Origin of the sequence: Streptomyces sp. NPDC099050, from assembly GCF_044759865.1 — a bacterium.
Taxonomy (GTDB): domain Bacteria; phylum Actinomycetota; class Actinomycetes; order Streptomycetales; family Streptomycetaceae; genus Streptomyces.
This window is the reverse complement of record NZ_JBIWAE010000002.1, coordinates 292,873-315,090: the sequence shown is the minus strand read 5'-3', so window position 1 is coordinate 315,090 and position 22,218 is coordinate 292,873. Positions and strand designations below refer to the sequence as shown.

22 protein-coding genes are annotated in these 22,218 nt (G+C 72.1%); 8 read left to right on the top strand and 14 right to left on the bottom strand.

Annotated elements, in window-relative coordinates:
- The first annotated feature begins 13 nt into the window (after positions 1-13).
- A complete protein-coding gene (locus tag ACIQV3_RS04420; RefSeq protein ID WP_403709638.1) occupies positions 14-646 on the top strand; it encodes a TIGR03085 family metal-binding protein in 633 nt (210 codons plus the stop codon).
- A 74-nt stretch (positions 647-720) separates the two neighbouring features.
- Here ACIQV3_RS04420 and ACIQV3_RS04415 read toward each other — a convergent pair whose 3' ends face one another.
- The 9 genes from ACIQV3_RS04415 to hisD are packed head-to-tail and all read right to left on the bottom strand — an operon-like array spanning position 721 to position 7,821.
- Complete coding sequence (locus tag ACIQV3_RS04415) at positions 721-1,995, bottom strand: MFS transporter (protein ID WP_403709636.1); 1,275 nt, start codon at positions 1,993-1,995, stop codon at positions 721-723.
- A 29-nt stretch (positions 1,996-2,024) separates the two neighbouring features.
- Entirely contained in the window at positions 2,025-2,780 is a 756-nt protein-coding gene (gene hisF, locus ACIQV3_RS04410) for an imidazole glycerol phosphate synthase subunit HisF (RefSeq protein WP_327307203.1), read from the bottom strand.
- Positions 2,777-3,205, bottom strand: coding sequence for a RidA family protein (locus ACIQV3_RS04405; protein ID WP_403709634.1), 429 nt, complete (start codon positions 3,203-3,205; stop codon positions 2,777-2,779). The genes hisF and ACIQV3_RS04405 overlap by 4 nt, the downstream gene beginning before the upstream one ends.
- Positions 3,202-3,936 (bottom strand): bifunctional 1-(5-phosphoribosyl)-5-((5-phosphoribosylamino)methylideneamino)imidazole-4-carboxamide isomerase/phosphoribosylanthranilate isomerase PriA, encoded by a 735-nt coding sequence (priA, locus tag ACIQV3_RS04400; protein WP_389433802.1) that lies wholly within the window; start codon positions 3,934-3,936, stop codon positions 3,202-3,204. The genes ACIQV3_RS04405 and priA overlap by 4 nt, the downstream gene beginning before the upstream one ends.
- Positions 3,936-4,586 (bottom strand): imidazole glycerol phosphate synthase subunit HisH, encoded by a 651-nt coding sequence (gene hisH, locus ACIQV3_RS04395; RefSeq protein ID WP_385370932.1) that lies wholly within the window; start codon positions 4,584-4,586, stop codon positions 3,936-3,938. Before hisH ends, priA begins: the two co-directional genes overlap by 1 nt.
- On the bottom strand, positions 4,583-4,750 hold the full coding sequence (locus ACIQV3_RS04390) for a hypothetical protein (protein WP_250743789.1): 168 nt from the start codon (positions 4,748-4,750) through the stop codon (positions 4,583-4,585). Before ACIQV3_RS04390 ends, hisH begins: the two co-directional genes overlap by 4 nt.
- Position 4,751: 1 nt before the next feature.
- Positions 4,752-5,345, bottom strand: coding sequence for an imidazoleglycerol-phosphate dehydratase HisB (gene hisB, locus ACIQV3_RS04385; protein WP_215035049.1), 594 nt, complete (start codon positions 5,343-5,345; stop codon positions 4,752-4,754).
- On the bottom strand, positions 5,342-6,493 hold the full coding sequence (locus ACIQV3_RS04380; RefSeq protein ID WP_403709630.1) for a histidinol-phosphate transaminase: 1,152 nt from the start codon (positions 6,491-6,493) through the stop codon (positions 5,342-5,344). Before ACIQV3_RS04380 ends, hisB begins: the two co-directional genes overlap by 4 nt.
- Positions 6,490-7,821, bottom strand: coding sequence for a histidinol dehydrogenase (gene hisD, locus ACIQV3_RS04375; protein ID WP_403709628.1), 1,332 nt, complete (start codon positions 7,819-7,821; stop codon positions 6,490-6,492). The genes ACIQV3_RS04380 and hisD overlap by 4 nt, the downstream gene beginning before the upstream one ends.
- Before the next feature lie 147 nt (positions 7,822-7,968).
- Between hisD and ACIQV3_RS04370 the strand changes: the two genes are divergently transcribed.
- From ACIQV3_RS04370 to ybaK, 3 genes are read left to right on the top strand one after another with little or no spacing between them, the layout of a single operon-like run.
- Positions 7,969-9,573, top strand: a complete 1,605-nt coding sequence (locus ACIQV3_RS04370; RefSeq protein WP_403709626.1) for an oxidoreductase — start codon at positions 7,969-7,971, stop codon at positions 9,571-9,573.
- 34 nt (positions 9,574-9,607) lie between these two features.
- On the top strand, positions 9,608-10,345 hold the full coding sequence (locus ACIQV3_RS04365) for an LON peptidase substrate-binding domain-containing protein (protein ID WP_327307196.1): 738 nt from the start codon (positions 9,608-9,610) through the stop codon (positions 10,343-10,345).
- Between the two features lie 10 nt (positions 10,346-10,355).
- The gene (gene ybaK / locus ACIQV3_RS04360; RefSeq protein ID WP_403709624.1) at positions 10,356-10,844 is read left to right on the top strand and encodes a Cys-tRNA(Pro) deacylase; all 489 of its coding nucleotides are present in this window, start codon (positions 10,356-10,358) and stop codon (positions 10,842-10,844) included.
- Positions 10,845-11,034: 190 nt separating this feature from the next.
- On the opposite strand, the gene ACIQV3_RS04355 is transcribed toward ybaK, so the two are convergent.
- From ACIQV3_RS04355 to ACIQV3_RS04340, 4 genes are all read right to left on the bottom strand, one after another.
- A complete protein-coding gene (locus tag ACIQV3_RS04355; protein WP_403709622.1) occupies positions 11,035-11,742 on the bottom strand; it encodes a hypothetical protein in 708 nt (235 codons plus the stop codon).
- Between the two features lie 63 nt (positions 11,743-11,805).
- Positions 11,806-12,636 carry an ABC transporter permease gene (locus ACIQV3_RS04350; protein WP_403709620.1) on the bottom strand — a complete coding sequence of 277 codons (831 nt, stop codon included), beginning with the start codon at positions 12,634-12,636 and terminating at the stop codon, positions 11,806-11,808.
- Entirely contained in the window at positions 12,633-13,673 is a 1,041-nt protein-coding gene (locus tag ACIQV3_RS04345) for an ABC transporter ATP-binding protein (protein ID WP_403709618.1), read from the bottom strand. Before ACIQV3_RS04345 ends, ACIQV3_RS04350 begins: the two co-directional genes overlap by 4 nt.
- A 28-nt stretch (positions 13,674-13,701) precedes the next feature.
- Positions 13,702-15,039 carry an NYN domain-containing protein gene (locus tag ACIQV3_RS04340; RefSeq protein WP_403709616.1) on the bottom strand — a complete coding sequence of 446 codons (1,338 nt, stop codon included), beginning with the start codon at positions 15,037-15,039 and terminating at the stop codon, positions 13,702-13,704.
- Positions 15,040-15,269: 230 nt separating this feature from the next.
- On the opposite strand from ACIQV3_RS04340, the gene ACIQV3_RS04335 reads away from it, so the two are divergent.
- Positions 15,270-15,440: a hypothetical protein gene (locus ACIQV3_RS04335; protein WP_403709614.1), complete on the top strand. Its 171-nt coding sequence runs from the start codon at positions 15,270-15,272 to the stop codon at positions 15,438-15,440.
- Between the two features lie 95 nt (positions 15,441-15,535).
- Here ACIQV3_RS04335 and dnaE read toward each other — a convergent pair whose 3' ends face one another.
- Positions 15,536-19,081, bottom strand: coding sequence for a DNA polymerase III subunit alpha (gene dnaE / locus ACIQV3_RS04330; protein ID WP_403709612.1), 3,546 nt, complete (start codon positions 19,079-19,081; stop codon positions 15,536-15,538).
- A 158-nt stretch (positions 19,082-19,239) separates the two neighbouring features.
- Between dnaE and ACIQV3_RS04325 the strand changes: the two genes are divergently transcribed.
- The 3 genes from ACIQV3_RS04325 to ACIQV3_RS04315 all read left to right on the top strand — a co-directional run bounded on the left by ACIQV3_RS04325 (position 19,240) and on the right by ACIQV3_RS04315 (position 22,167).
- A complete protein-coding gene (locus ACIQV3_RS04325) occupies positions 19,240-20,565 on the top strand; it encodes a DUF2252 domain-containing protein (protein WP_403710142.1) in 1,326 nt (441 codons plus the stop codon).
- Positions 20,566-20,615: 50 nt separating this feature from the next.
- Complete coding sequence (locus ACIQV3_RS04320) at positions 20,616-21,305, top strand: hypothetical protein (protein WP_403709610.1); 690 nt, start codon at positions 20,616-20,618, stop codon at positions 21,303-21,305.
- Between the two features lie 64 nt (positions 21,306-21,369).
- Positions 21,370-22,167, top strand: coding sequence for a DsbA family protein (locus ACIQV3_RS04315; protein ID WP_403709608.1), 798 nt, complete (start codon positions 21,370-21,372; stop codon positions 22,165-22,167).
- The last annotated feature ends 51 nt before the right edge of the window (positions 22,168-22,218 follow it).

Genomic DNA, 22,218 nt, shown 5'->3' with positions numbered 1-22,218 from the left:
TAGGCTGGCTCGCATGTCTACCCATGCGAAGCGTGAACGACTGTTGCTGGCCGACCTGTTGGAGTCCGCCGGCCCGGAGGCGCCGACACTCTGCGAAGGCTGGCGGACGCGGGAGCTCGCCGCGCACGTGGTGGTCCGGGAGCGTCGCCCGGACGCGGCGGGCGGACTGCTGCTGAACGCGCTGAAGCCCCGCCTGGACAAGGCGATGGAGGAGTACGGGGCCAAGCCGTACGAGGAACTCATCCAGCTGATCCGCACGGGCCCGCCGAGGATGTCCCTCTACTCGCTGAAGCAGATCGACGAGCTGGCGAACGCGGTGGAGTTCTACGTCCACTCCGAGGACGTCCGCCGGGCCCAGCCGGACTGGTCCCCCCGCGTCCTGGACCCGGTCTTCTCCGACTCCCTCTGGTCCCGCCTGGAGAAGCTGTCCCGCCTGACGGGCCGCCGCTCCCCGGTGGGCCTGGTCCTGCGCCGCCCGAACGGCCAGACGGCGGTGGCGCACAAGGGGGCTCCGGTGGTGACGGTGACGGGCGAGCCGGGAGAACTGACCCTGTTCTGCTTCGGCCGCCAGGACGCCGCCGCGGTGGAACTGGACGGCCCGAAGGAAGCCATCGCGAAGCTCACGGTGGCCCGGCTGGGCATGTGAACCCCCCGCAGGAACCCGCAGGCACCCCGCACGAAGCCCCAGGAACCCCGCAGTGACCCCGCAGGGCCGACCGCTCAGGCGAAGGCGAGTTCCGCGCGGCGGACCGCGGGGGCCGAGGTGCCCACTATCGCGCCCGCCATGCTCACCGCCGCCCCCGCCAGGAAGACCGGGGTCACGCCCCAGAGGTCGGCGGCGAAGCCGAAGGCGGGGTAGGCCAGCGGGGCCAGGCCCACCGCCGTGAAGGCCATGACGGAGCTGACCCGCCCCAGGTAGGAGGGGTCCGTGGCCGTCTGGATGAGGGCGATGGCCAGGCCGCCGCAGATCCCGCAGACGAGCCCCGTCAGTACGGCCAGCCCCACCGCCACCGGCAGGCTCGGCGCCAGCACCAGACCGCCGATGCCCGCGGAGCCGATGATCAGGGTGAGGTTCTGGATCGCCCCGGCCCGCGGGAACCTCGGGATCAGGGTCAGCACCAGCGCGCTCGACGCCGCGCCCAGACCCATCCCGCCGATGATCCAGCCGACCCCGCCCGGTCCCCAGCCGCGCTCCTCGGAGACCAGGATCAGCCCCAGTGTCATCGGCGCGGACGTGCCGAGCTGACTCAGTGCCCCCGACAGGACCAGGGGCCCGATCAGCCCGTGCCGCCGGATGTAGGCGAGTCCCGAGCGGAGCTGTCGCCAAGGGCTCTCGCGGACGGAAGCCTCGGCGGAAGCCGCGGTGGAAGCCGCGGTGGAAGCCGCGGCGCAATCCTCGGCGGGCTCCGCGGAGGCCGGCAGCGGCGCGATCCGTACCGCCACCAGCAGCACCAGTGAGATCCCGAACAGCCCCGATGCCACGGCGAAGGCCGACGCCGGCCCGCCCAGTCCCATCGCCAGCCCCGCCACCGGCGGCCCGGCGGTGTGCCCGACGCGTTCCGCGAGGCTGCGCAGCCCCTGGACCCGTACCAGTTGCCCGGGCCCCGCGATCCGCGGCGGCAGCGCGCCGACGGCCGGCATGAACAGGGCGTCGACGATGCCGAAGACCAGCGCGACCAGCACCAGGACCCACAGGCCCGGGGAGCCGAGGGCCAGGACGAGCGCCAGGCCCAGGACGACACCGCAGCGCACCGCGTCGGAGGAGATGACCACCAGCCGGGGCCCGAAGCGGTCGGCGACCACCCCGCCGCCCAGCATGAGCAGCGCCCTCGGTATCGCGCCGACGGCCATGACCAGGCCGACCTCGGCCGGGCCGGCGCTCTGGGCGGCCGCCCAGCCGAGGGCGAGGAAGTAGACCCCGTCCCCGACGAGCGAAGCCCCGTAGGCGGCCAGCCAGCGCAGGACGTTGCCGTCCCGCCAGACGTTCCCGTTCACGAACCGGCCCCCCACGGGCGAAGCGAACCTCAGCGGACCGGGTGGCCCGCTTCCCTCAGCGCGTCCTTGACCTGCCCGATGCGCAGGTCTCCGAAGTGGAACACCGACGCCGCGAGCACCGCGTCGGCGCCCGCCGCGATCGCCGGCGGGAAGTGCGCGAGCCTGCCCGCGCCGCCCGAGGCGATCACCGGGACCGTGACGTGCTTGCGCACGGCCGCGATCATCTCGGTGTCGTAGCCGTCCTTGGTACCGTCCGCGTCCATCGAGTTCAACAGGATTTCCCCGGCGCCCAGTTCGGCCGCCCGGTGCGCCCACTCGACGGCGTCGATGCCGGCGCTCTGCCGGCCGCCGTGGGTGGTCACCTCGAAGGAGCCGGAGGCGGTGCGGCGGGCGTCGACCGACAGGACGAGCACCTGGCGGCCGAAGCGCTCCGCGATCTCCTGGATCAGCTCGGGCCGGGCGATGGCGGCGGTGTTGACTCCGACCTTGTCGGCGCCGGCCCGCAGCAGCTTGTCCACGTCGTCGGCGGTGCGGACGCCGCCGCCCACGGTCAGCGGGATGAAGACCTGCTCGGCGGTGCGGCGCACCACGTCGTAGGTGGTCTCCCGGTTGCCGGAGGACGCGGTGATGTCGAGGAAGGTCAGCTCGTCGGCGCCTTCGGCGTCGTAGAGCTTGGCCATCTCGACGGGGTCGCCGGCGTCGCGCAGGTTCTGGAAGTTGACGCCCTTGACCACGCGGCCGTTGTCCACGTCCAGGCAGGGGATCACCCGTACGGCGAGGGTCATGCCGAGCCTCCCCCGACGGGGCCGAAGGCCTCGACCTCCACCTCGACGACCATGCCCGGGTCCACGAACCCGTTGACGATGATCAGCGTCGAGGCGGGGCGGTTCGTGTCGAAGAGCTCGCTGTGGGCGCGGCCGACTTCGTCCACGTCACGGGCGTGCGTGAGGTAGAGCCGGGTGCGGACCACGTGCTCCGCGCCGAGTCCGGCCTGCTCCAGCGCCTCGAAGGCCACGCTGAAGGCCTTCTTGGTCTGGTCGTACGGGCCGCCCGCGTCGGCCCCGGTGCAGCCGGAGACCAGGACCAGCCCGTTGGGGAGCTGGACGGCGCGGGAGTAGCCGAGCACGTCCTCGTAGGCGCCGCCGGACGAGATGCGCCGGACGTCGGAACTGTTCGCGGACGTGTGCGCGGAACCGTTGTCGGAACTCATGCGGAGACCACCTTCAGGGCTTCTTCGAGCGTGAACGCCTTGGCGTACAGGGCCTTGCCTACGATGGCGCCCTCGACGCCGGCCCCGACGAGCCCGGCCAGTGCGCGCAGGTCGTCGAGGGAGGAGATGCCGCCGGAGGCGACGACGGGCCGGTCGGTGGCGGCGCAGACGTTCTTCAGCAGCTCCAGGTTGGGGCCGGTGAGGGTGCCGTCCTTGCCGATGTCGGTGACGACGTACCGGGCGCAGCCCTCGGAGTCCAGGCGTGCGAGAGTCTCGTAGAGGTCCCCGCCCTCGCTGGTCCAGCCGCGGCCCTTGAGGGTGGTGCCGCGTACGTCGAGGCCCACCGCGATCTTGTCGCCGTGCTCGGCGATGGCCTTGGCGGCCCACTCGGGGGTCTCCAGGGCGGCGGTGCCGAGGTTGACGCGGGTGCAGCCGGTGGCGAGGGCCGCGGCGAGCGTGGCGTCGTCGCGGATGCCGCCGGACAGTTCGACCTTGATGTCCATGGCGCCGGTGATCTCGGCGACGAGCGCGCGGTTGTCACCGGTGCCGAAGGCGGCGTCCAGGTCGACCAGGTGCAGCCATTCGGCGCCGGAGGACTGCCAGGCCAGGGCGGCCTGGAGCGGGGAGCCGTAGGAGGTCTCGCTGCCGGACACGCCGTGCACGAGGCGGACGGCCTGGCCGTCGCGGACGTCGACGGCGGGGAGCAGTTCGAGCTTCTTCGACGTCGTCATCACAGGGTCTCGATCCAGTTGGTGAGGAGCTGGGCGCCGGCGTCCCCGGACTTCTCGGGGTGGAACTGGGTGGCCCACAGGGCCCCGTTCTCCACCGCCGCGACGAACCGCTCGCCGTGCGTGGCCCACGTGACCTTGGGGGCCTTGATCAGCGGGTTGGTGACTTCCAGCGACCAGTCGTGGGCCGCGTAGGAGTGCACGAAGTAGAAGCGGGCGTCCTCGTCCAGGCCGGCGAAGGCCTGGCTGTCGGCCGGCGCGTCCACGGTGTTCCAGCCCATGTGGGGGACGATCGGGGCCTGGAGCGGGCCGACCGTGCCGGGCCACTCGTCCAGTCCCTCGGTCTCCACGCCGTGCTCGATGCCGCGCTCGAAGAGGATCTGCATGCCGACGCAGATGCCCATGACCGGGCGGCCGCCGGAGAGCCGGCGGCCGATGATCCAGTCGCCGCGCGCGTCCTTGAGCCCCTGCATGCAGGCGGAGAAGGCTCCGACGCCGGGGACGAGGAGGCCGTCGGCGTCCATGGCCTTGTCGTAGTCGCGGGTGATCTCCACGTCCGCGCCGGCGCGCGCGAGGGCGCGCTCGGCGGAGCGGACGTTGCCGAAGCCGTAGTCGAAGACCACGACCTTCTTGGTGGGGCTGACTGCGCTCATTCCCAAATTCCCTGGATCCGCAGGACTCCGGCGACCAGGCACATCACGGAGCCGATGGCGAGCAGGACGATGACCGAGGCGGGCATCTCCTGCTTCTTGAAGGAGTAGACGCCGCCGGCCAGGAACAGGCCGAGGACGATCAGGATCGTGTTGAGCCCGTTCACGCTAGAGGGCGCCCTTCGTGGAGGGCAGGATCCCGGCGGCGCGCGGGTCGAACTCGGCGGCGTAGCGCAGGGCCCGGGCCAGCGCCTTGAACTGGCACTCCACGATGTGGTGGGCGTTGCGGCCGTACGGCACGTGGATGTGCAGGGCGATCTGGGCCTGCGCGACGAAGGACTCGAAGATGTGCCGGGTCATCGTCGTGTCGTACGAGCCGATCATCGGCGCCATGTTCTCGGGCTCGGTGTGCACGAGGTACGGGCGGCCGGACAGGTCGACGGTCACCTGGGCGAGGGACTCGTCGAGCGGCACGGTGCAGTTGCCGAAGCGGTAGATGCCGACCTTGTCGCCGAGGGCCTGCTTGAAGGCGGCGCCCAGCGCCAGCGCGCTGTCCTCGATGGTGTGGTGGCTGTCGATGTGCAGGTCGCCCTCGGTCTTGACCGTGAGGTCGAAGAGGCCGTGGCGGCCGAGCTGGTCGAGCATGTGGTCGTAGAAGCCCACGCCCGTCGAGACGTCGACCTTGCCGGTGCCGTCGAGGTTTATCTCGACGAGGACCGAGGTCTCCTTCGTGGTCCGTTCGACCCGTCCGATGCGGCTCATGCGTGCTGCTCCTTCTTCAGTGCGCGAACCGCTTCCAGGAACGCGTCGTTCTCGGCCGGGGTGCCCGCGGTGACCCGCAGCCATCCCGGTACGCCGTTGTCCCGGACCAGGACGCCCTGGTCGAGGATCTTCTGCCAGGCGGTGTGGGAGTTCTCGAACCGGCCGAACTGTACGAAGTTCGAGTCGGAGTCGGTGACCTCGAAGCCGATCCCCCGCAGCTCGGTGACCAGGCGGTCGCGCTCGGCCTTGAGCTGCTCGACGTAGCCGAGCAGGGTGTCGGTGAATTCCAGGGCGGCCAGCGCGGTCGCCTGGGTGACGGCCGACAGGTGGTACGGCAGGCGTACGAGCTGTACGGCGTCGACCACGGCGGGGTGCGCGGCGAGGTAGCCCAGGCGCAGGCCCGCGGCGCCGAAGGCCTTGGACATGGTCCGGGAGACCACCAGGTTCGGGCGGCCCTCGATGAGCGGCAGCAGCGAGTCGCGGTGGCTGAACTCCACGTAGGCCTCGTCCACGACGACCAGGCTGGGCCCGGCCGCCTGCGCGGCCTCGTAGAGGGCCAGGACCGTCTCCGCCCCGACCGCGGTGCCCGTGGGGTTGTTGGGCGAGGTGATGAAGACGACGTTGGGCGCGTGCTCGGCGATCGCCCGCTCGGCCGTCTCCACGTCGATGGTGAAGTCCTCGCTCCGCGGACCGGAGATCCAGTCGGTCCCGGTGCCGCGCGCGATCAGCGCGTGCATCGAGTACGAGGGCTCGAAGCCGATCGCGGTGCGGCCGGGCCCGCCGAAGGTTTGCAGCAGCTGCTGGAGGACCTCGTTGGAGCCGTTGGCGGCCCATACGTTCTCGCGCGCGACCGGGTGCTTGCCGGTACGGGTGAGGTAGGCGGCGAGCTCGGTGCGCAGCTCGACGGCGTCCCGGTCGGGGTACCGGTTGAGGGTGCGGGCGGCCTCGGCGACGCGCTCGGCGATGCGCGCGACGAGCGCCTCGGGCAGCCCGTACGGGTTCTCGTTGGTGTTGAGCTGGACGGGCACGTCCAGCTGCGGGGCGCCGTACGGGGTCTTGCCGCGCAGCTCGTCCCGGATGGGGAGGTCGTCGATGCCGATGACGGCCGCGGTGCCCGGGGCGTCAGTGCTGTCAGTGGTGCCGGTCATGCCTGGGGAACCTTCCACCCGAAACGTGCCTTGAGGGCCGCGCCGTGCGCGGGCAGGTCCTCGGCCTCGGCGAGGGTCACCACGTGGTGGGTGACCTCGGCGAGGGCGTCGCGCGTGTAGTCGACGATGTGGATGCCGCGCAGGAAGGACTGCACGGACAGGCCCGAGGAGTGGCAGGCGCAGCCCCCGGTGGGCAGCACGTGGTTGGAGCCGGCGCAGTAGTCGCCGAGCGAGACCGGGGACCACGGCCCGACGAAGATCGCTCCGGCGTTGCGCACGCGGGCGGCCCAGGCGGCCGCGTCGGCGGTCTGGATCTCCAGGTGCTCGGCGCCGTACGCGTCGACGACCTTGAGGCCGTCCTCCAGGCTGTCGACCAGCACGATCGCGGACTGGCGGCCGGCCAGCGCGGGCTTGATCCGGTCCTCGATGTGCTTGGTGGCCGCGACCTGCGGCTCCAGCTCCTTCTCGACGGCGACCGCGAGCTCCTCGGAGTCCGTCACCAGGACGGCGGCGGCCAGCGGGTCGTGCTCGGCCTGGCTGATCAGGTCGGCGGCGACGTGCACCGGGTCGGCCGTGGAGTCCGCGAGGACCGCGATCTCGGTGGGGCCGGCCTCGGTGTCGATGCCGATCTTGCCGGTGAAGTAGCGCTTGGCGGCGGCGACCCAGATGTTGCCGGGGCCGGTCACCATGTTGGCGGGGGCGCAGCCGTCCTCGCCGGTGGTCCCGTACGCGAACATCGCGACGGCCTGGGCGCCGCCCGCGGCGTACACCTCGTCGACGCCGAGCAGCGCGCACGCGGCGAGGATCGTCGGGTGCGGCAGGCCGTCGAAGTCGGCCTGCGGCGGGGACGCGAGCGCGATGGACTCGACGCCCGCCTCCTGGGCCGGCACGACGTTCATGACGACGGAGGACGGGTACACCGAGCGGCCGCCCGGGGCGTACAGCCCCACGCGCTCCACCGGAACCCACTTCTCGGTCACCGTTCCGCCGGGCACCACCTGGGTGGTGTGCTCGGAGCGGCGCTGGCTCCGGTGCACGATCCGGGCGCGCCGGATCGACTCCTCCAGGGCGGCGCGGACGGCCGGGTCGAGCTGTTCCAGAGCGGTCTTGAGCGCCTCGACGGGCACCCTGACCTGCTTGAGCTCGACCCCGTCGAACTTCCGCGCGTACTCGATCAGCGCCGCCGTCCCACGATGGTGGACGTCCTCGCAGATGGGCCGCACCTTCTCCAGGGCGGCTTCTACGTCGAACTCGGCACGGGGCAGCAGATCGCGCAGGGCGCCACCCTCGGGGAGGGTGTCGCCGCGCAGGTCGATACGAGAGATCACCCGGCAATTCTCTCAGACCGCCTCGCGCCACCGTTCGTCCGTATCACTGGCTGATACACGCCACGGACGTTTCCCGATGTCACAGCGGCCCTCTAGCGTGCGGGTAGGCGCGGTGGTGTCCGCGCGGACGAGCGGAGGGGGGCCGCCATGGCCGAAGCACGCCCGGACGGGGAACCGGACGGTCTCACCGGCCCCGAGCGGCTCATGTGGGACGCGTACCGGACCGGCAGCGTCTGCGATCTCAGCTCCCGCACCGCCGAACGGGACGATCCGCACGCCGACCGGGTCTGGGGCCCCGAGCGCAGTGTCCGCGCGGCCGTGGTGGCCCTGCTGCTGCTCCACGGGCCGGGCCCGGTGCCGGGCCGGGTGGCCTCCCTGAAGCTGCGCGGCGTACGGATCACGGGCCGCCTCGACCTGTCCGGCGGCACGGTCACCCCGTACGTGGAGCTCCAGTCCTGCCGCTTCGACGGCGAGGTGCAGCTCTCCGAGACCCGCTTCGGCACCCTGCGCCTGGTCAACTGCGCGATACCCCGGCTGGACGCCGCCCGGCTGCACACCGAGGGCGATCTGCACCTGGCGCGCTGCCGGGTGGCGCGCGGGATCCGGCTGACCGACGCGCAGATCGGCACCGACCTGCTGATCAGCGAGGCGGTACTGCAGCGCGACGGCAAGGGGCGGGCCCTGGCCGCCGACGGCCTGTCGGTGGCCCAGGACTTCCAGGGCGAGCTGCTCCAGACGTACGGGGAGCTGAGCCTGCGCGGCGCCAAGGTCGGCGTGTCGATGAGCCTGCGCGGGGCCCGCCTGAGCAATCCGGACGGGAAGCGGGCGCTGAACGCGCCGCAGCTCACCGTGGAGCGCACCCTCTACCTGACCTCCATCGCCCTGGACTACGCCTCGGGCGACTCCGGCTCCTCCACTCCCTCCTACGGGCAGGGCTACACCCCGCTGCGGGGCGAGCCCGCGCGGCACTTCGAGTGCCGGGGCGGCCTGCGCCTGGACGACGGCCGCTTCGGGGACGCCGTGGACTTCTACGGGGCCCGGTTCACCCTCACGGAGGACCAGGAGGTCTCGCTGCGCCGCATCCACACCCCGGAGCTGCGGTTCGTGGGCGAGCGCCCGGAGCGGGGGCGGGTGGTGCTGTCGGGCTCGCGGGTGGTCAAGCTCGTGGACACGGCCACGAGCTGGCCGGCCCGCCCGGGCCTGCTGTCCATCGAGGGTTTCGCCTACGAGAACCTCGCGCCCCGGGGCCTTTTCCCGCCGGCCCGCCGGCTGGAGTGGGTCGAGGCGGCCACCCCCGAGTACTCCCCGGAACCGTACGAGCGGCTCGCCGCGGTCCTGCGGGCCTCCGGGGAGGACTCGGACGCCCGCGGGGTGCTGCTGGCCAAACAGCGGCGCCGGCGGTCGACGCTGCCGCCGGCGCTGCGCGCGTGGGGTTACCTCCAGGACTGGACGGTGGTCTACGGCTACCGGCCGGGGCGGGCGGCGCTGTGGATGGCCCTGCTGTGGGCGGCCGGGGCCGTGCTCTTCGCGGTGCACGGCAAGCCCCCGCCGCTGAAGGCGGAGGAGGCCCCGGACTGGAACCCCGCACTGTTCGCGCTGGACCTGCTGCTGCCGGTGATCGACCTGGGCCAGCAGGACCAGTGGATTCTGCGCGGCGGCTGGCAGTGGGGCACGGCCGCCCTGGTCATCCTGGGCTGGATCCTGGCCACCACGGTCGCGGCGGGCGCCTCCCGCGTCCTGAGGCGGGGGTGACCGCCCCCCGGCCACGGCCATTACCCTGTGCCTCGTGACCACCGTTCGCCTGCCCCTCTTCCCGCTGAACTCGGTGCTGTTCCCGGGACTCGTCCTCCCGCTGAACATCTTCGAGGAGCGTTATCGCGCCATGATGCGCGAGCTGCTGAAGGCGGGAGAGGACGAGCCCCGCCGTTTCGCGGTCGTCGCGATCCGCGACGGCCGGGAGGTCGCCCCGACCGCGCCCGGTCTGCCCGACCAGACGGCCGTGCCCGAGCGCGGCCCGGCCGCCGGCTTCGGAGCGGACCCGGTCCAGGCCTTCCACCGGGTGGGCTGCATCGCGGACGCGGCCTCCATCCGCGAGCGGGAGGACGGCAGCTTCGAGGTGATGGCGACCGGCACGGTCCGCGTCCGGCTCCTGTCGGTCGACGCGTCCGGCCCGTTCCTCGTGGCGGAGCTGGAGGAACTCCCGGAGGACGCGGGCGACGGCGCGGGAGCGCTGGCCGAGGGCGTGCTGCGGGCGTTCCGCACGTACCAGAAGCGGCTCGCCGGAGCCCGCGAACGGTCCCTGACCGGCATGGACCTCCCCGACGAGCCGTCGGTGGTCTCGTACCTGGTCGCGGCCGCCGCGGTGCTGGACATCCCGGCGAAGCAGCGCCTCCTCCAGGCCCCCGACACCGCGACCCGCCTCGCGGAGGAGCTGAAGCTGCTGCGCACCGAGACGGCCGTCATCCGCCACCTCCCCTCGCTCCCGGCCGTGGACCTCACCCGCGCCCCGACGAGCCCCAACTGACGAAGGACCCATGGCGAAGAAGAAGCCGGCGGGCACTCCGGCGATCGTGACCCTGACGGCGGCCGGCGCCGATTTCACCGTGCACGCCTACGAGCACGACCCGGCCCACCCGTCCTACGGCGAGGAGGCGGCGCAGGCCCTCGGGGTCTCCCCCGCGCAGGTCTTCAAGACGCTCCTCGCCGACGTGGACGGCTCCCTGGTGGTCGCCGTGGTCCCGGTCTCGGGCAGCCTCGACCTGAAGGCCCTGGCCGCCGCGGCGGGCGGCAAGCGGGCGGCGATGGCCGACCCGGCCCTGGCGGAACGCACCACGGGCTACGTCCTGGGCGGCATCTCCCCGCTGGGCCAGCGCAAGCGCCTCCCCACGGTCCTGGACGCCTCGGCCTCGGCCTTCCCCACGATCTGCGTCTCGGCGGGCCGCCGCGGCCTGGAGGTCGAACTCGCCCCCGCCACCCTGGCCGCCCTGACCGCAGCCACCCTGGCCCCGATCGCCCGCGACTGACGTCACCGGACGGGCTGGATGTGCCGCTGCGCGGCACATCCGGCCTCGCCGGCGTTTGAGGCGCGGGGTCTGGGGCGGAGCCCCGGGGCCTCGGGCGCGGCCCGGGGCCCGACGGGTCCGGGCAGCGCCCGGGGAACGGTGGAAGGGTGGGTAGGGGACAGCCCCCGCAGGGCGCCCCTCCCAGCCGGGCCTACGGCCGCGGGGGCTGCGTACCGGACGGGTCCGGAGACGGGTGCCCGGCAGAGTCCGCGGGGGCGGGACCGGCAGGGGCCTGGTAGTACCCGGACGGCCAGACCGAGAGCTCCGGCGCCGGATCCCGGGTCCCCCACAGCGCGGTCAGCGCGAGGTGCACGACGACCGCGGCCATCGGCCACCCGAGCAGCGCGCCGTGCGCGAGCAACTCCAGCGGGGCGTCGAACGGGACGCCCTTCCCCGCCTTCCGGGCGACCGCGACCAGGTCCGAGGACGGCCCCAGCCACAGTCCCACCCGCCAGCCGACCAGCGCGGCGAAGACCGACCCGACCGCGAGCCCGACGACCTGCGCCGCACCCCCACCGCGCCGCCACAGGAACACGGCCACCGCGCTCAGCACGCCGAATCCGACGGACAGCAGCAGGAAGGTCCCGTCGGCCCCGATCCGCGCCTCGCTCTCGGTGTCCCGCAGGAACACGGCCTCGCCGTTGGAGACGTACTGCACGCGCGGCGCGAGCCAGACCCACAGCAGCCCGAGGAGCACGCCGGCCACACCGAGCACGAGGGCGATGGCGGCCCCGTCGCGGATGTCGGACGGGGAAAAGGCGGGCTCGGACGCGGGCGCGGCGCCGGCCTCCGTCGCGGCGCAGGACGCCTCCGACGGCGGCTGATCGGACTTGTCATAGGGGGTCACGGCTTCGGTCACCCCCACATCGTGCCAGGAAGTGTTTGATTTAACGATCGGCGCCGCCATGCCCCCTGGCGGGCGTCAGCGGACCGCTGCCCGCCGGTAGGCCCAGGTCGCGACGGCGAGCGACAGCACGCCCACCCCCGCGCACACGCCGAGGTCGAGGAGGACCGCCGCCCAGTCGGGGTGGGGCTCGAAGGTCCGGGCGAACGCCTCCACGCCGTACGTGGACGGCAGCAGGTCCCGCGCCCAGACGATGACGTCCGGCATCCGCTCGGGCGGCAGCACGCCGAGCAGCAGGGCCGCCGACATGCCGAGCTGTCCGGCGAGGGTGGCCAGCTCCTGCCGGGGGGCGAGCAGGCCCAGCGCCGCGCCGAGCCCGGCGAGGGCGGCGCCGGCCAGCGGCACCACGGCGGCCAGGATCCACAGTCCGCCCATCGGCAGCCCGAACAGCACGCTGCCGAACACGGCGGTCACCAGCGTGCCGGGCAGCGTGAAGGAGGCGTACGCGGCTGCCGCGCCCAGCACCACGGACGCGGGCGGCACGGGCAGGGTGGCGTAGTGGTCGAGCCCGCCGCTGGCCCGGAGCTGGCCGAAGTACTGGGCGAGCAGGTTCAGCGCGACGAAGGCGACGACCAGCACGGAGGAACCGGCGACGACGGCCCGCGCCTCGGAGCCCCCGTCGACGACGCCTCGCATCAGGATCATGATCCCGACGGACTGGAAGGTGGCCACGAACAGCAGCGGGATCCGCGAGACCCGCGCGCGGGACAGCTGGGCCCGGTAGACGGCGGCCAGCGCCGGGAAGAACCGGGCGCGCGGAGCCAGTACGCCGACGGCGGTGACGGGTGCGGCGGCGGTGTCGGCGGTGGCGGTTTCGGCGGCGGCCGTTTCGGCGGCGGTGGCGCTCACGCCTTCACCAGTCCCTTCGAGGTGCGTCCGCCCAGGGCGAGGTACACGTCCTCCAGGCTCGGCGTGGCCAGCGTGAAATCGTCGAGGGCGGCGAAGGCCGGGCCGCCGGTCACGGCGGCGACCGCCGCCCGCGCCTCGTCGGGTCCGAGCCGCAGCACCCAGCGCCGCCCGGACTCGGTGGCCGCGGCGGCGAGCGCGGCGACCTCCGGGAGCTCCAGCGGCGGCGCGGTGCGCCAGACCAGTTCGAGCCGGACCTCGCCGGACACCCGCGCCTTGAGCCCGGCGGGGGTGTCGCAGGCGATGACCCGGCCCTGGTCGATGACGGCGACCCGGTCGAGGACGGTCTCCGCCTCGATGACGTTGTGGGTGACCAGCAGCACGGTGGCCCCGGTCTCGGCGCGGCGGCGGTCGACGGCGGCCCAGACGGCCCGCCGGGCCACCGGGTCCATGCCGGTCGTGGGTTCGTCGAGCACCAGCACGGGCCGCTCACCCACCAGCGCCGCCGCGAAGCACGCGAGGCGCCGCTGCCCGCCGGACAGCTTCTTCAGGGGGCGTCCGGCGATGCCCGTCAGGCCGAGCTCCTCCAGTACGGAGTCCCGGGCGGCCCGCGCCTCGCGCAGGCCGAGGCCGCGCAGCCGGCCGGTCGTCTCGGCGGCCAGCGAGACCGTGAGCTCGTCGAGGGCGGTGGATTCCTGACCCAGGTAGGAGAGCAGCCGGGCGGACCGGTCGGGGTGGCGTACGAGGTCGTGGCCGAGCAGGTTCACCGAGCCGGAATCGGGCCGCAGGAGGCCGGTCAGCTGGCGGACCAGGGTCGATTTGCCGGCGCCGTTGGGGCCGAGCAGCCCGAAGATCTCACCGCGCCGCACGTCCAGGGTGATCCCGTCGGTGGCACGGGTCTCGGGCAGGGCCGGGGCCCCGCGCCGTCCTCGTACCGCGGGATACGTCTTGACCAGGTCACGTACCGCGCAGACCACGTCGGAAGCCGGTCCCGCGGCCCCTGCCGTGTCCGTATCCGCCTGTGCTGTCCCCGTACTCACGAGGGAGCAGCCTACGGGGTTGCGGCCCCTACTCGGCTGCCGGGGCCGCCTGGGCCACCGCCACGGGGGCCGCGGGGGCGCCGGGCGCCGGGGCCGGGGTGGCGGCCGGACCGCCGCCGGCCACGTGTTCCGCGGCCGCCCGTACGTCGATCTCGCGCCAGAAGCCGGCCCGGATGGCGTAGCGGTCGTGCTCGTCGATCTGGTCGTCCTTGTGCGCGAGGAGCCCGAAGCGGGCGGCGTAGCGCAGCAGCTCCCCGTCGATCCGGTGCGGGATCCGCGGGTACATGGTAGCGAGCTTCTGCAGGTGCACGGTCTCCGGGAGCCGCTCCATCCAGCGCCGGGCGAACACCTGGCCGACCTCGAAGGGGTCGCCGCCGACGGTGGTGATGTCCTCCTCGCGGTCCGCCCAGCGCTGCTCGGCGGAGGTGAGCTGGGCGAGGGTGGGCAGCGAGGCGGTCTCGGCGGGCTCGCCGAGCGGCCCGGCGCGGTCGACCCACCCCTTGTCGGAAGACCAGCGCAGGGCACTGCCCGCCGGGGCCGCACCGAGGGGCTGGCCGCCGGGCCCGGGGGCGGGTGCGGCGGTGCCGGGGGCGCGCAGGGCGCCCGCGAGGTCCTTCGGGGTCGGGACGGCCTTGCCGTTGGCGGTGGCGGCCGCGGAGGCGGCCGGTACGCCGCCCTCCTCGGGCTCCACGGGGGCCTCGGGCCGGGTTCCGCTGCCGCGGGCGGCCTCGGCGAGGGCGGCCTCGGGCAGCGGCGCGGAGAGGATGGCGGCGATCTCGGGGCGCGGGGCCGGCGCGGGGGCGCAGAGTCCGGTGAGGTCGCGGGCGCGGACGGCGCGGGTGATCCAGGTGCGGTCCAGGACGCGGCGTTCGTCGGCTTCGGCGACGAGGTCCTCGGACTGGTTGTAGTCCCCGTCGGCGGCCTGGACGGCCCACAGGTGGACGGCGACCCCGTGTTCCTTGGCGGACATCAGCCCGGGCAGCAGGTCACCGTCGCCGGTGACGAGCACGACGTCCGAGCAGGCCCGGTTGCGGGCGAGCTCGGTGAGCTCGGCGTGCATGGCCGCGTCGACGCCCTTCTGGGCCCAGCGGCCGTCGCTGCGGGTCAGGGCGCCCAGGCGGACGGTGACGCGGGGCATGACGCGCAGGCGCCGGTGCTCGGGCTGGGGCACCCGGTCGGGTGCGCCGTCGAACCAGTAGATCCGCAGGAGCGGCTGCTCGGTGTCGGCTTCGGCGCGTTCGCGCAGGCCCTGGATGAGCGCCGCATGGTCGACGGTGATCCGGGAGCGGGACGGCTCTCCTGCGAGGAGGCTCGCGGCGGCGCCCAGCAGATAGCCGGCGTCCACCAGGACGACGCAGCGGTCCACGCGTACCACCCTCTTCCCCTGGGGGTCCTCTGTGTCTTTCGCGGTTTCCACGAGTCTGCCCGACGGCAACGGCCTTGACGGCCGGAACTCGATCATCGGCGTGGCGTATCTCACGGAGCTCCCCGGCGGGAGCCCCGACTACGCGCGGTAATGATCCAAAATGCGCCGTTTACGGCGCTGTGTGAGTGTGAAGGCGGCCCTGGCCCCTACACCCCCCACGGAGGCATCCCATGGCCAAGAACAAGAACCGCCAGCAGCCCGCCAAGTCCGAAGAGCGCTCGGCTTCACAGGATCCGGCGAAGAGCTCGATGGACTCCTCGTCCTCCACCTCGACCCCGGCGGCCCCGAGTCCGCTGCACATGGCCGGCAAGAAGAGGGAAAAGAAGTTCGGCCACAACTGACGCCTCCACCCGCATCACCCCGCACCACTCCGTATGCGGGAAGGCCCGCCCCTGTCGACAGGGGCGGGCCTTCCCGCATACGGAGTGGGCGGTGCCTAGCCGGCCAGGCAGGACGGGCCGAGCAGCACCTTGAGGTCGCCGAAGAGCGCCGGGTCCGGCTTGACCCGGTGCTTGTCGAGCCGGAGCACGGTGGTGGTGCGCGGCCCCTGGAGCTTGATGCGGACCTCGCTGTTGCCCTGGTGGTGGCGCAGGATCTCGCCGAGCCGGGTCACCATCGGCGGGGTGACCTTGACGGTGGGGATGGTGAGGACGACGGGGGCGTTGGTCCCCGCGTTCGAGACGTCGGGGACCATCATCTCCATGGCGACCAGCCGGGGGACGTCCTCGCGCTTGTCCAGGCGCCCCTTGACGAAGACGACGGTGTCCTCGACCAGCTGCGTGGAGACGAGCTGATAGGTCGCGGGGAAGAACATGCATTCGATGGAGCCGGCCAGGTCCTCGACGGTGGCGATGGCCCAGGCGTTGCCCTGCTTGGTCATCTTGCGCTGGAGGCCCGAGATGATGCCGCCGATGGTGACGACCGCGCCGTCGCCGTGCTCCCCGCCGGTGAGCTGGGAGATGCCGGCGTCCGTCTTGTCGGACAGGACGTGCTCCAGGCCGAAGAGCGGGTGGTCGGAGACGTAGAGCCCGAGCATCTCGCGCTCCTGGGCGAGCAGGTAGGACTTCTCCCACTCGACGTCGGAGAACTCCACGTCGAGACCGAAGCCGGGCTCGTCGCTCGCGTCCTCGTCACCCATTCCGCCGAAGAGGTCGAACTGCCCCTCGGCCTCCTTGCGCTTGACGGCGACCACGTTGTCGATCATCGGTTCGTGGTGGGCGACCAGGCCCTTGCGGGTGTGGCCCATCTCGTCGAAGGCGCCGGCCTTGATCAGGGACTCGACCGTGCGCTTGTTGCAGACGACGGCCTCGACCTTGTCCAGGAAGTCGGGGAAGGAGGAGTACTTCCCCTTCGCCTTCCTGCTCTTGATGATCGACTCCACGACGTTGGTGCCGACGTTGCGCACGGCCGTGAGGCCGAAGAGGATCACGTCGTCGCCCTGGGCGGCGAAGTTCGCCTCCGACTCGTTCACGTTCGGCGGGAGCACCTTGATGCCCATCCGGCGGCACTCGTTCAGGTAGATCGCGGACTTGTCCTTGTCGTCCTTGACCGAGGTGAGCAGGCCCGCCATGTACTCGGCCGGGAAATTGGCCTTGAGGTAGGCGGTCCAGTAGGAGACCAGGCCGTACGCGGCGGAGTGGGCCTTGTTGAAGGCGTAGCCGGCGAAGGGGACCAGGACGTCCCACAGCGCCTTGATCGCCTGGTCGCTGAAGCCCTTCTCCTTGGCGCCGGCCTCGAAGATGACGAAGTTCTTCGCCAGTTCGTCGGGCTTCTTCTTGCCCATCACGCGGCGCAGGATGTCGGCCTCGCCGAGCGAGTAGCCGGCGATGATCTGGGCGGCCTTCTGGACCTGCTCCTGGTACACGATGAGGCCGTAGGTGACGCCGAGGATCTCCCTGAGCGGCTCCTCCAGCTCCGGGTGGATCGGGGTGATCTCCTGCTGCTTGTTCTTGCGCAGGGCGTAGTTCGTGTGCGAGTTCATGCCCATCGGGCCCGGCCGGTACAGGGCCGAGACGGCGGAGATGTCCTCGAAGTTGTCGGGCTTCATCAGGCGCAGCAGGGAGCGCATGGGCCCGCCGTCGAACTGGAAGACGCCGAGGGTGTCGCCGCGGCCGAGCAGTTCGAAGGTCTTGGGGTCGTCGAGCGGCAGGCCCAGGAGATCGAGGTCGATCCCCTTGTTGGCCTTCACCATCTTGACGGCGTCGTCCATGATCGTGAGGTTGCGCAGGCCCAGGAAGTCCATCTTGATCAGGCCGAGCGACTCGCACTGCGGGTAGTCCCACTGCGTGATCGTCACGCCGTCCGTGTGCCGCACCCAGACCGGGGCGTGGTCGACGATCGGCTCGCTGGACATGATCACGCCGGCGGCGTGCACGCCCATCTGGCGGACCAGGCCCTCGACGCCGCGGGCGGTGTCGATGACCTTCTTGACGTCCGGCTCGTTCTCGTACATCGCCCGGATCTCGCCGGCTTCGCCGTAGCGCGGGTGCGAGGGGTCGGTGATGCCGTTGAGGTCGATGCCCTTGCCGAGGACGTCGGCGGGCATGGCCTTGGTGAGCCGGTCGCCCATGGCGTACGGGTAGCCGAGGACCCGGGCCGAGTCCTTGATGGCGTTCTTCGCCTTGATCTTTCCGTACGTGCCGATCATGGCGACCTTGTCGTCGCCGTACTTGTCGGTCACGTACCGGATCACTTCGACGCGCCTGCGCTCGTCGAAGTCGATGTCGACGTCGGGCATGGAGACGCGCTCGGGGTTCAGGAACCGCTCGAAGATCAGGCCGTGGGTGATCGGGTCGAGGTCGGTGATGCCCATGGCGTACGCGACGATCGAGCCGGCGGCGGAGCCTCGGCCGGGGCCGACCGCGATGCCCTGCTTCTTGGCCCACATGATGAAGTCGGCGACGACGAGGAAGTAGCCCGGGAACCCCATCTGGATGATGACGTCCAGCTCGTACTCGGCCTGCTTCTGCCGGTCCTCGGGGACGCCTCCGGGGTAGCGGCGGGCCATGCCGCGCCGCACTTCCTCCTTGAACCAGGTGACCTCGGTGTAGCCGTCTTCGGGGATCTCGAACTTCGGCATGAGGTTCTTGGCCTCGAACATGCCGGTGGTATCGACCTGCTCGGCCACCAGGAGGGTGTTGCGGCAGCCCTCCTGCCAGGCGTCCGAGGAGTCGACGGCGTACATCTCCTCCGTGGACTTCAGGTAGTAGCCGGTGCCGTCGAAGCGGAAGCGGTCCGGGTCGGAGAGGTTCTTGCCGGTCTGGATGCAGAGCAGGGCGTCGTGCGCGGCCGACTCGTGCGCGTACGTGTAGTGCGAGTCGTTCGTCACCAGCGGCGGGATGCCGAGCTTCTTGCCGACCTCCAGCAGCCCGTCGCGGACCCGGCGCTCGATCTCGATGCCGTGGTCCATCAGCTCCAGGAAGTACCGGTCCTTGCCGAAGATGTCCTGGTACTCCGACGCCGCCTTCAGGGCCTCGTCGAACTGGCCGAGGCGCAGCCTGGTCTGCAGCTCGCCGGACGGGCAGCCGGTGGAGGCGATCAGGCCCTCCGACCACTGGGAGATGGTCTCCCTGTCCATGCGCGGCCACTTCGTCAGCCAGCCCTCGGCATACGCGTCGGAGGACAGCCGGAAGAGGTTGTGCAGCCCGGTGGAGTTCGCCGCCCAGATCGTCTTGTGGGTGTAACCGCCGGAACCGGACACGTCGTCGCGCTTCTGGTGGGGCTGGCCCCATTGGATGCGCCGCTTGTTGCGCCGGGACTCCGGAGCCACGTACGCCTCGATGCCGATGATCGGCGTGACCCCGGCCTTCTTCGCGGTGTGGAAGAAGTCATACGCCCCGTGCAGATTGCCGTGGTCGGACATGGCGATGTGCGTCATGCCCATCTCGTTGCACGCGTTGAACATGTCCTTCAGCCGCGCGGCACCGTCCAGCAGGGAGTACTGGGTGTGGACGTGCAGGTGCGTGAACGGCGTCTTGGTCACGGTGGGGGCCTCCGGGCGGGGAGAGAGGGGCGGCAGCTATGAATCCTACGTGGCCCCAGTGACAGAACACGGGCACTGACGGGTACGGTCATGCGTTGCACGACCCAACGGCAGTGTCCGAAATGCGATCCACCCCGCACCACCTGGAGGCACCCGCCATGGCGGTTCCCGAGACGACCGACGAGCAGCGCGCCGAGCAGATACTCGACGTGTTCGACATCGCATTCGGCGAGCTGATCACCGCGGACCCCGCGGCCTTCCGCGTCAAGTTCCGCAAGATGGCGGCCTCGGCCTTCGCCTTCTACCGGGGCACCGCCTGCCTCTTCTATGCCGACCTAGAGCGCGAGCGGCACGGCGGCCCCTACCTGGACGAGCGCACCGGCCGGGTGTGGATCCACGGCGATCTGCACGCCGAGAACTTCGGCACCTACATGAACGCGCAGGGCCGGCTGGTCTTCAACGTCAACGACTTCGACGAGGCCTACGTCGGCCCCTTCACCTGGGACCTGAAGCGGTTCTCCGCCTCCGTCGCCCTGCTCGGCTACACCAAGGCGCTCAGCGACGACCAGATCAGCGAGCTGGTCCGGATCTACGCGGCCGCCTACCGGGAGCGCATCCACGCGCTGGCGACCGGGGCGAAGAACGACGAGGTCCCGGCCTTCACCCTGGACACCGCCGACGGCCCGCTGCTGGAGGCCCTGCGCGCCGCGCGGCGCCGCACCCGCTTCTCGCTCCTCGACTCGATGACCGAGATCCGCGAGTTCGAGCGCCGCTTCTCCCCCGGCCCCGGGACGATCGAGCTGGACGCGGCCACCCGGTACAAGGTGCTCGCCGCCTTCGACGGGTACCTGGAGACCCTGCCCGACGAATCCCTGGTCCGCCCGGACTCCTACCGGGTCAAGGACGTGGTGGGCCGCCGGGGCGTCGGGATCGGCTCGGCGGGCCTGCCCTCGTACAACATCCTGCTGGAGGGGCACAGCGACGCCCTGGAGAACGACGTCGTGATCTACCTCAAGCAGGCGCAGACCCCGGCCGTCTCCCGGCACATCACCGACCGGGCGGTGCGGGACTACTTCCGGCACGAGGGGCACCGCACCGTGATCTCCCAGCGGGCCCTGCAGGCGCACGCCGACCCGTGGCTCGGCTGGACGGAGCTGGACGGGGCCGGGCAGCTGGTCGCGGAGGTCTCCCCGTACGCGGTGGACCTGGACTGGTCGGACCTGGACGACCCGGAGGAGATCGCGGCCGTGGTCGCGGACCTCGGCCGGGCCACGGCGACCATGCACGGAGCGGCGGACGAGCAGGAGAGCGGCCAGACGCTGGTCCCGTTCTCCACCGAGCGGGCCATCGACGCGGCCATCGCCGCCGACGAGGAGGGCTTCGCGGACCTGCTGGTGGACTTCGCCCACGCCTACGGCGCCCGGGCCCGCGCCGACCACCAGATCTTCGTGGACCTCTTCCGCAACGGCCGGATCCTCCCCTAGAGGGGACCTAGGGCCCCGTCCTCACAGGGACTCGTGGCACACTCGCGACGATGGACATATCCGGGGTGGGTCTCCGAGGGCTGCGGGCCGCGCTGTTCAGCGCGGTCGTCGTGCTGCTCTCGACCGGCTCGCACGTCCTGATGTCCCGGGTGCCGCTGCCTCCCGCCCTGGTGGGAGGGGCCTTCGCGGCGGTGTTCGCGATCGCCTTCGCCCTGGCCGGACGCGAGCGGGGCCTCGGTCACATCGCCGGGCTGCTCGTTCCCCTGGAACTGGCCGCCGACACCGTCCTGACCGCCGGCCAGCACCTCTGCTACGGCCCCGCGGGCGGCCCCGTCTCGGGTCCGCTGCGCGCCATGGGGCTCGCCGACTTCTGCGGCGGCAGCCCGGTGGGCGGTGCGCTGGCCGAGGCGGCCGGGCCCGCCGGCCCGGCCGCGCTGCTGCCCGCACCGGGACCGTGGACGCCCTGGCTGCTGCTGGGCGCGCACGTATCGGTCGGACTGCTCGCCTCGCTGTGGCTGCACCGCGGGGAGCGGGCGCTCGGCCGGCTGCTGCGCGCGGCGTCCGCCTGCGCCTTCCGCCCGCTGCGGATGGCCTCGGCCCGTGCCGCGCGGGCCCTGGCCCCGGTACGGCTCTCGCTTCCGGCGGCGCTGCGCAGCACGGTGGCCCGTACCCGCTTCCCCGTGCATTCCGTGGGACGGCGGGGACCTCCTCGCGCACACGGCGCCTTCACCGGCGCCTGACGTACGAGGACAGTCCCCCCTTCCAGCCGGCTCCACCGCGGAGCCACACCCCACGGAGACAACGATGAGCGCACGCAACAGCCAGGCGAACAAGGCGGCGGCCCGCGAGAAGCTGCGCATCGAGCGCGAGCAGCAGGCCAAGAGGGCCAAGGTCCGCCGGCAGGTGTTCGTGGCGGGCGGCGTCGTGGCCGCCCTCGCCCTGGCCGGCGGCGTCGGTTACGCCGTCGTCCAGTCGAGCAAGCCGAGCGCCTGGGAGAAGGCCGCCGACGCGCCGCTGGTCGCGCCGAAGAACACCTCGGGCGAGAACAACACGACGGTGGTCATCGGCAAGGCCGACGCCAAGAAGACCCTGGAGCTGTACGAGGACGCCCGCTGCCCGGTCTGCGCGAGCTTCGAGCAGGCGGTCGGCCCGCAGGTCAAGAAGGACCTCGACGCCGGCAAGTACAAGATCCAGTTCGTCGGTGCGACCTTCCTGGACAAGGGCTTCCCCGGCTCCGGTTCGAAGAACGCCCTGAGCGCGCTGGGCGCGGCCCTCAACGTGAGCCCCGAGGCGTTCCTGGAGTACAAGACGGCCCTCTACTCCGCGGCGAACCACCCGGAGGAGAAGGACGACAAGTTCGCCAAGGACGACTACCTGCTGTCGGTCGCGGACCAGGTACCGGCGCTCAAGGGGAACGCCGAGTTCAAGAAGGCGGTCGAGGACGGCACCTACGACCGGTGGGCGCTGGAGATGTCCAAGACCTTCGACAAGAGCGGGGTGACGGGCACGCCGACGCTGAAGGTGGACGGCAAGAAGATCGACCCGCTGCCGCAGACGCCCGAGGCGTTCACGGCGGCGATCGACAAGGCCACCGCCGGCTGACCGTTCCTCCTCGCGGCACCCCCGGCGGACGGGCGAACTCCCAGAGTTCGC

Coding starts and splice junctions, on each gene's coding strand:
- ACIQV3_RS04320 (WP_403709610.1), top strand. CDS start 20,616: ATGGACATATCCGGGGTGGGTCTCCGAGGGCTGCGGGCCGCGCTGTTC.
- ACIQV3_RS04420 (WP_403709638.1), top strand. CDS start 14: ATGTCTACCCATGCGAAGCGTGAACGACTGTTGCTGGCCGACCTGTTG.
- ACIQV3_RS04335 (WP_403709614.1), top strand. CDS start 15,270: ATGGCCAAGAACAAGAACCGCCAGCAGCCCGCCAAGTCCGAAGAGCGC.
- ACIQV3_RS04380 (WP_403709630.1), bottom strand. CDS start 6,493: ATGACCGGCACCACTGACAGCACTGACGCCCCGGGCACCGCGGCCGTC.
- ACIQV3_RS04405 (WP_403709634.1), bottom strand. CDS start 3,205: ATGAGTTCCGACAACGGTTCCGCGCACACGTCCGCGAACAGTTCCGAC.
- ybaK (WP_403709624.1), top strand. CDS start 10,356: ATGGCGAAGAAGAAGCCGGCGGGCACTCCGGCGATCGTGACCCTGACG.
- ACIQV3_RS04325 (WP_403710142.1), top strand. CDS start 19,240: ATGGCGGTTCCCGAGACGACCGACGAGCAGCGCGCCGAGCAGATACTC.
- hisH (WP_385370932.1), bottom strand. CDS start 4,586: ATGAGCGCAGTCAGCCCCACCAAGAAGGTCGTGGTCTTCGACTACGGC.
- ACIQV3_RS04370 (WP_403709626.1), top strand. CDS start 7,969: ATGGCCGAAGCACGCCCGGACGGGGAACCGGACGGTCTCACCGGCCCC.
- ACIQV3_RS04315 (WP_403709608.1), top strand. CDS start 21,370: ATGAGCGCACGCAACAGCCAGGCGAACAAGGCGGCGGCCCGCGAGAAG.
- hisB (WP_215035049.1), bottom strand. CDS start 5,345: ATGAGCCGCATCGGACGGGTCGAACGGACCACGAAGGAGACCTCGGTC.
- hisF (WP_327307203.1), bottom strand. CDS start 2,780: ATGACCCTCGCCGTACGGGTGATCCCCTGCCTGGACGTGGACAACGGC.
- priA (WP_389433802.1), bottom strand. CDS start 3,936: ATGACGACGTCGAAGAAGCTCGAACTGCTCCCCGCCGTCGACGTCCGC.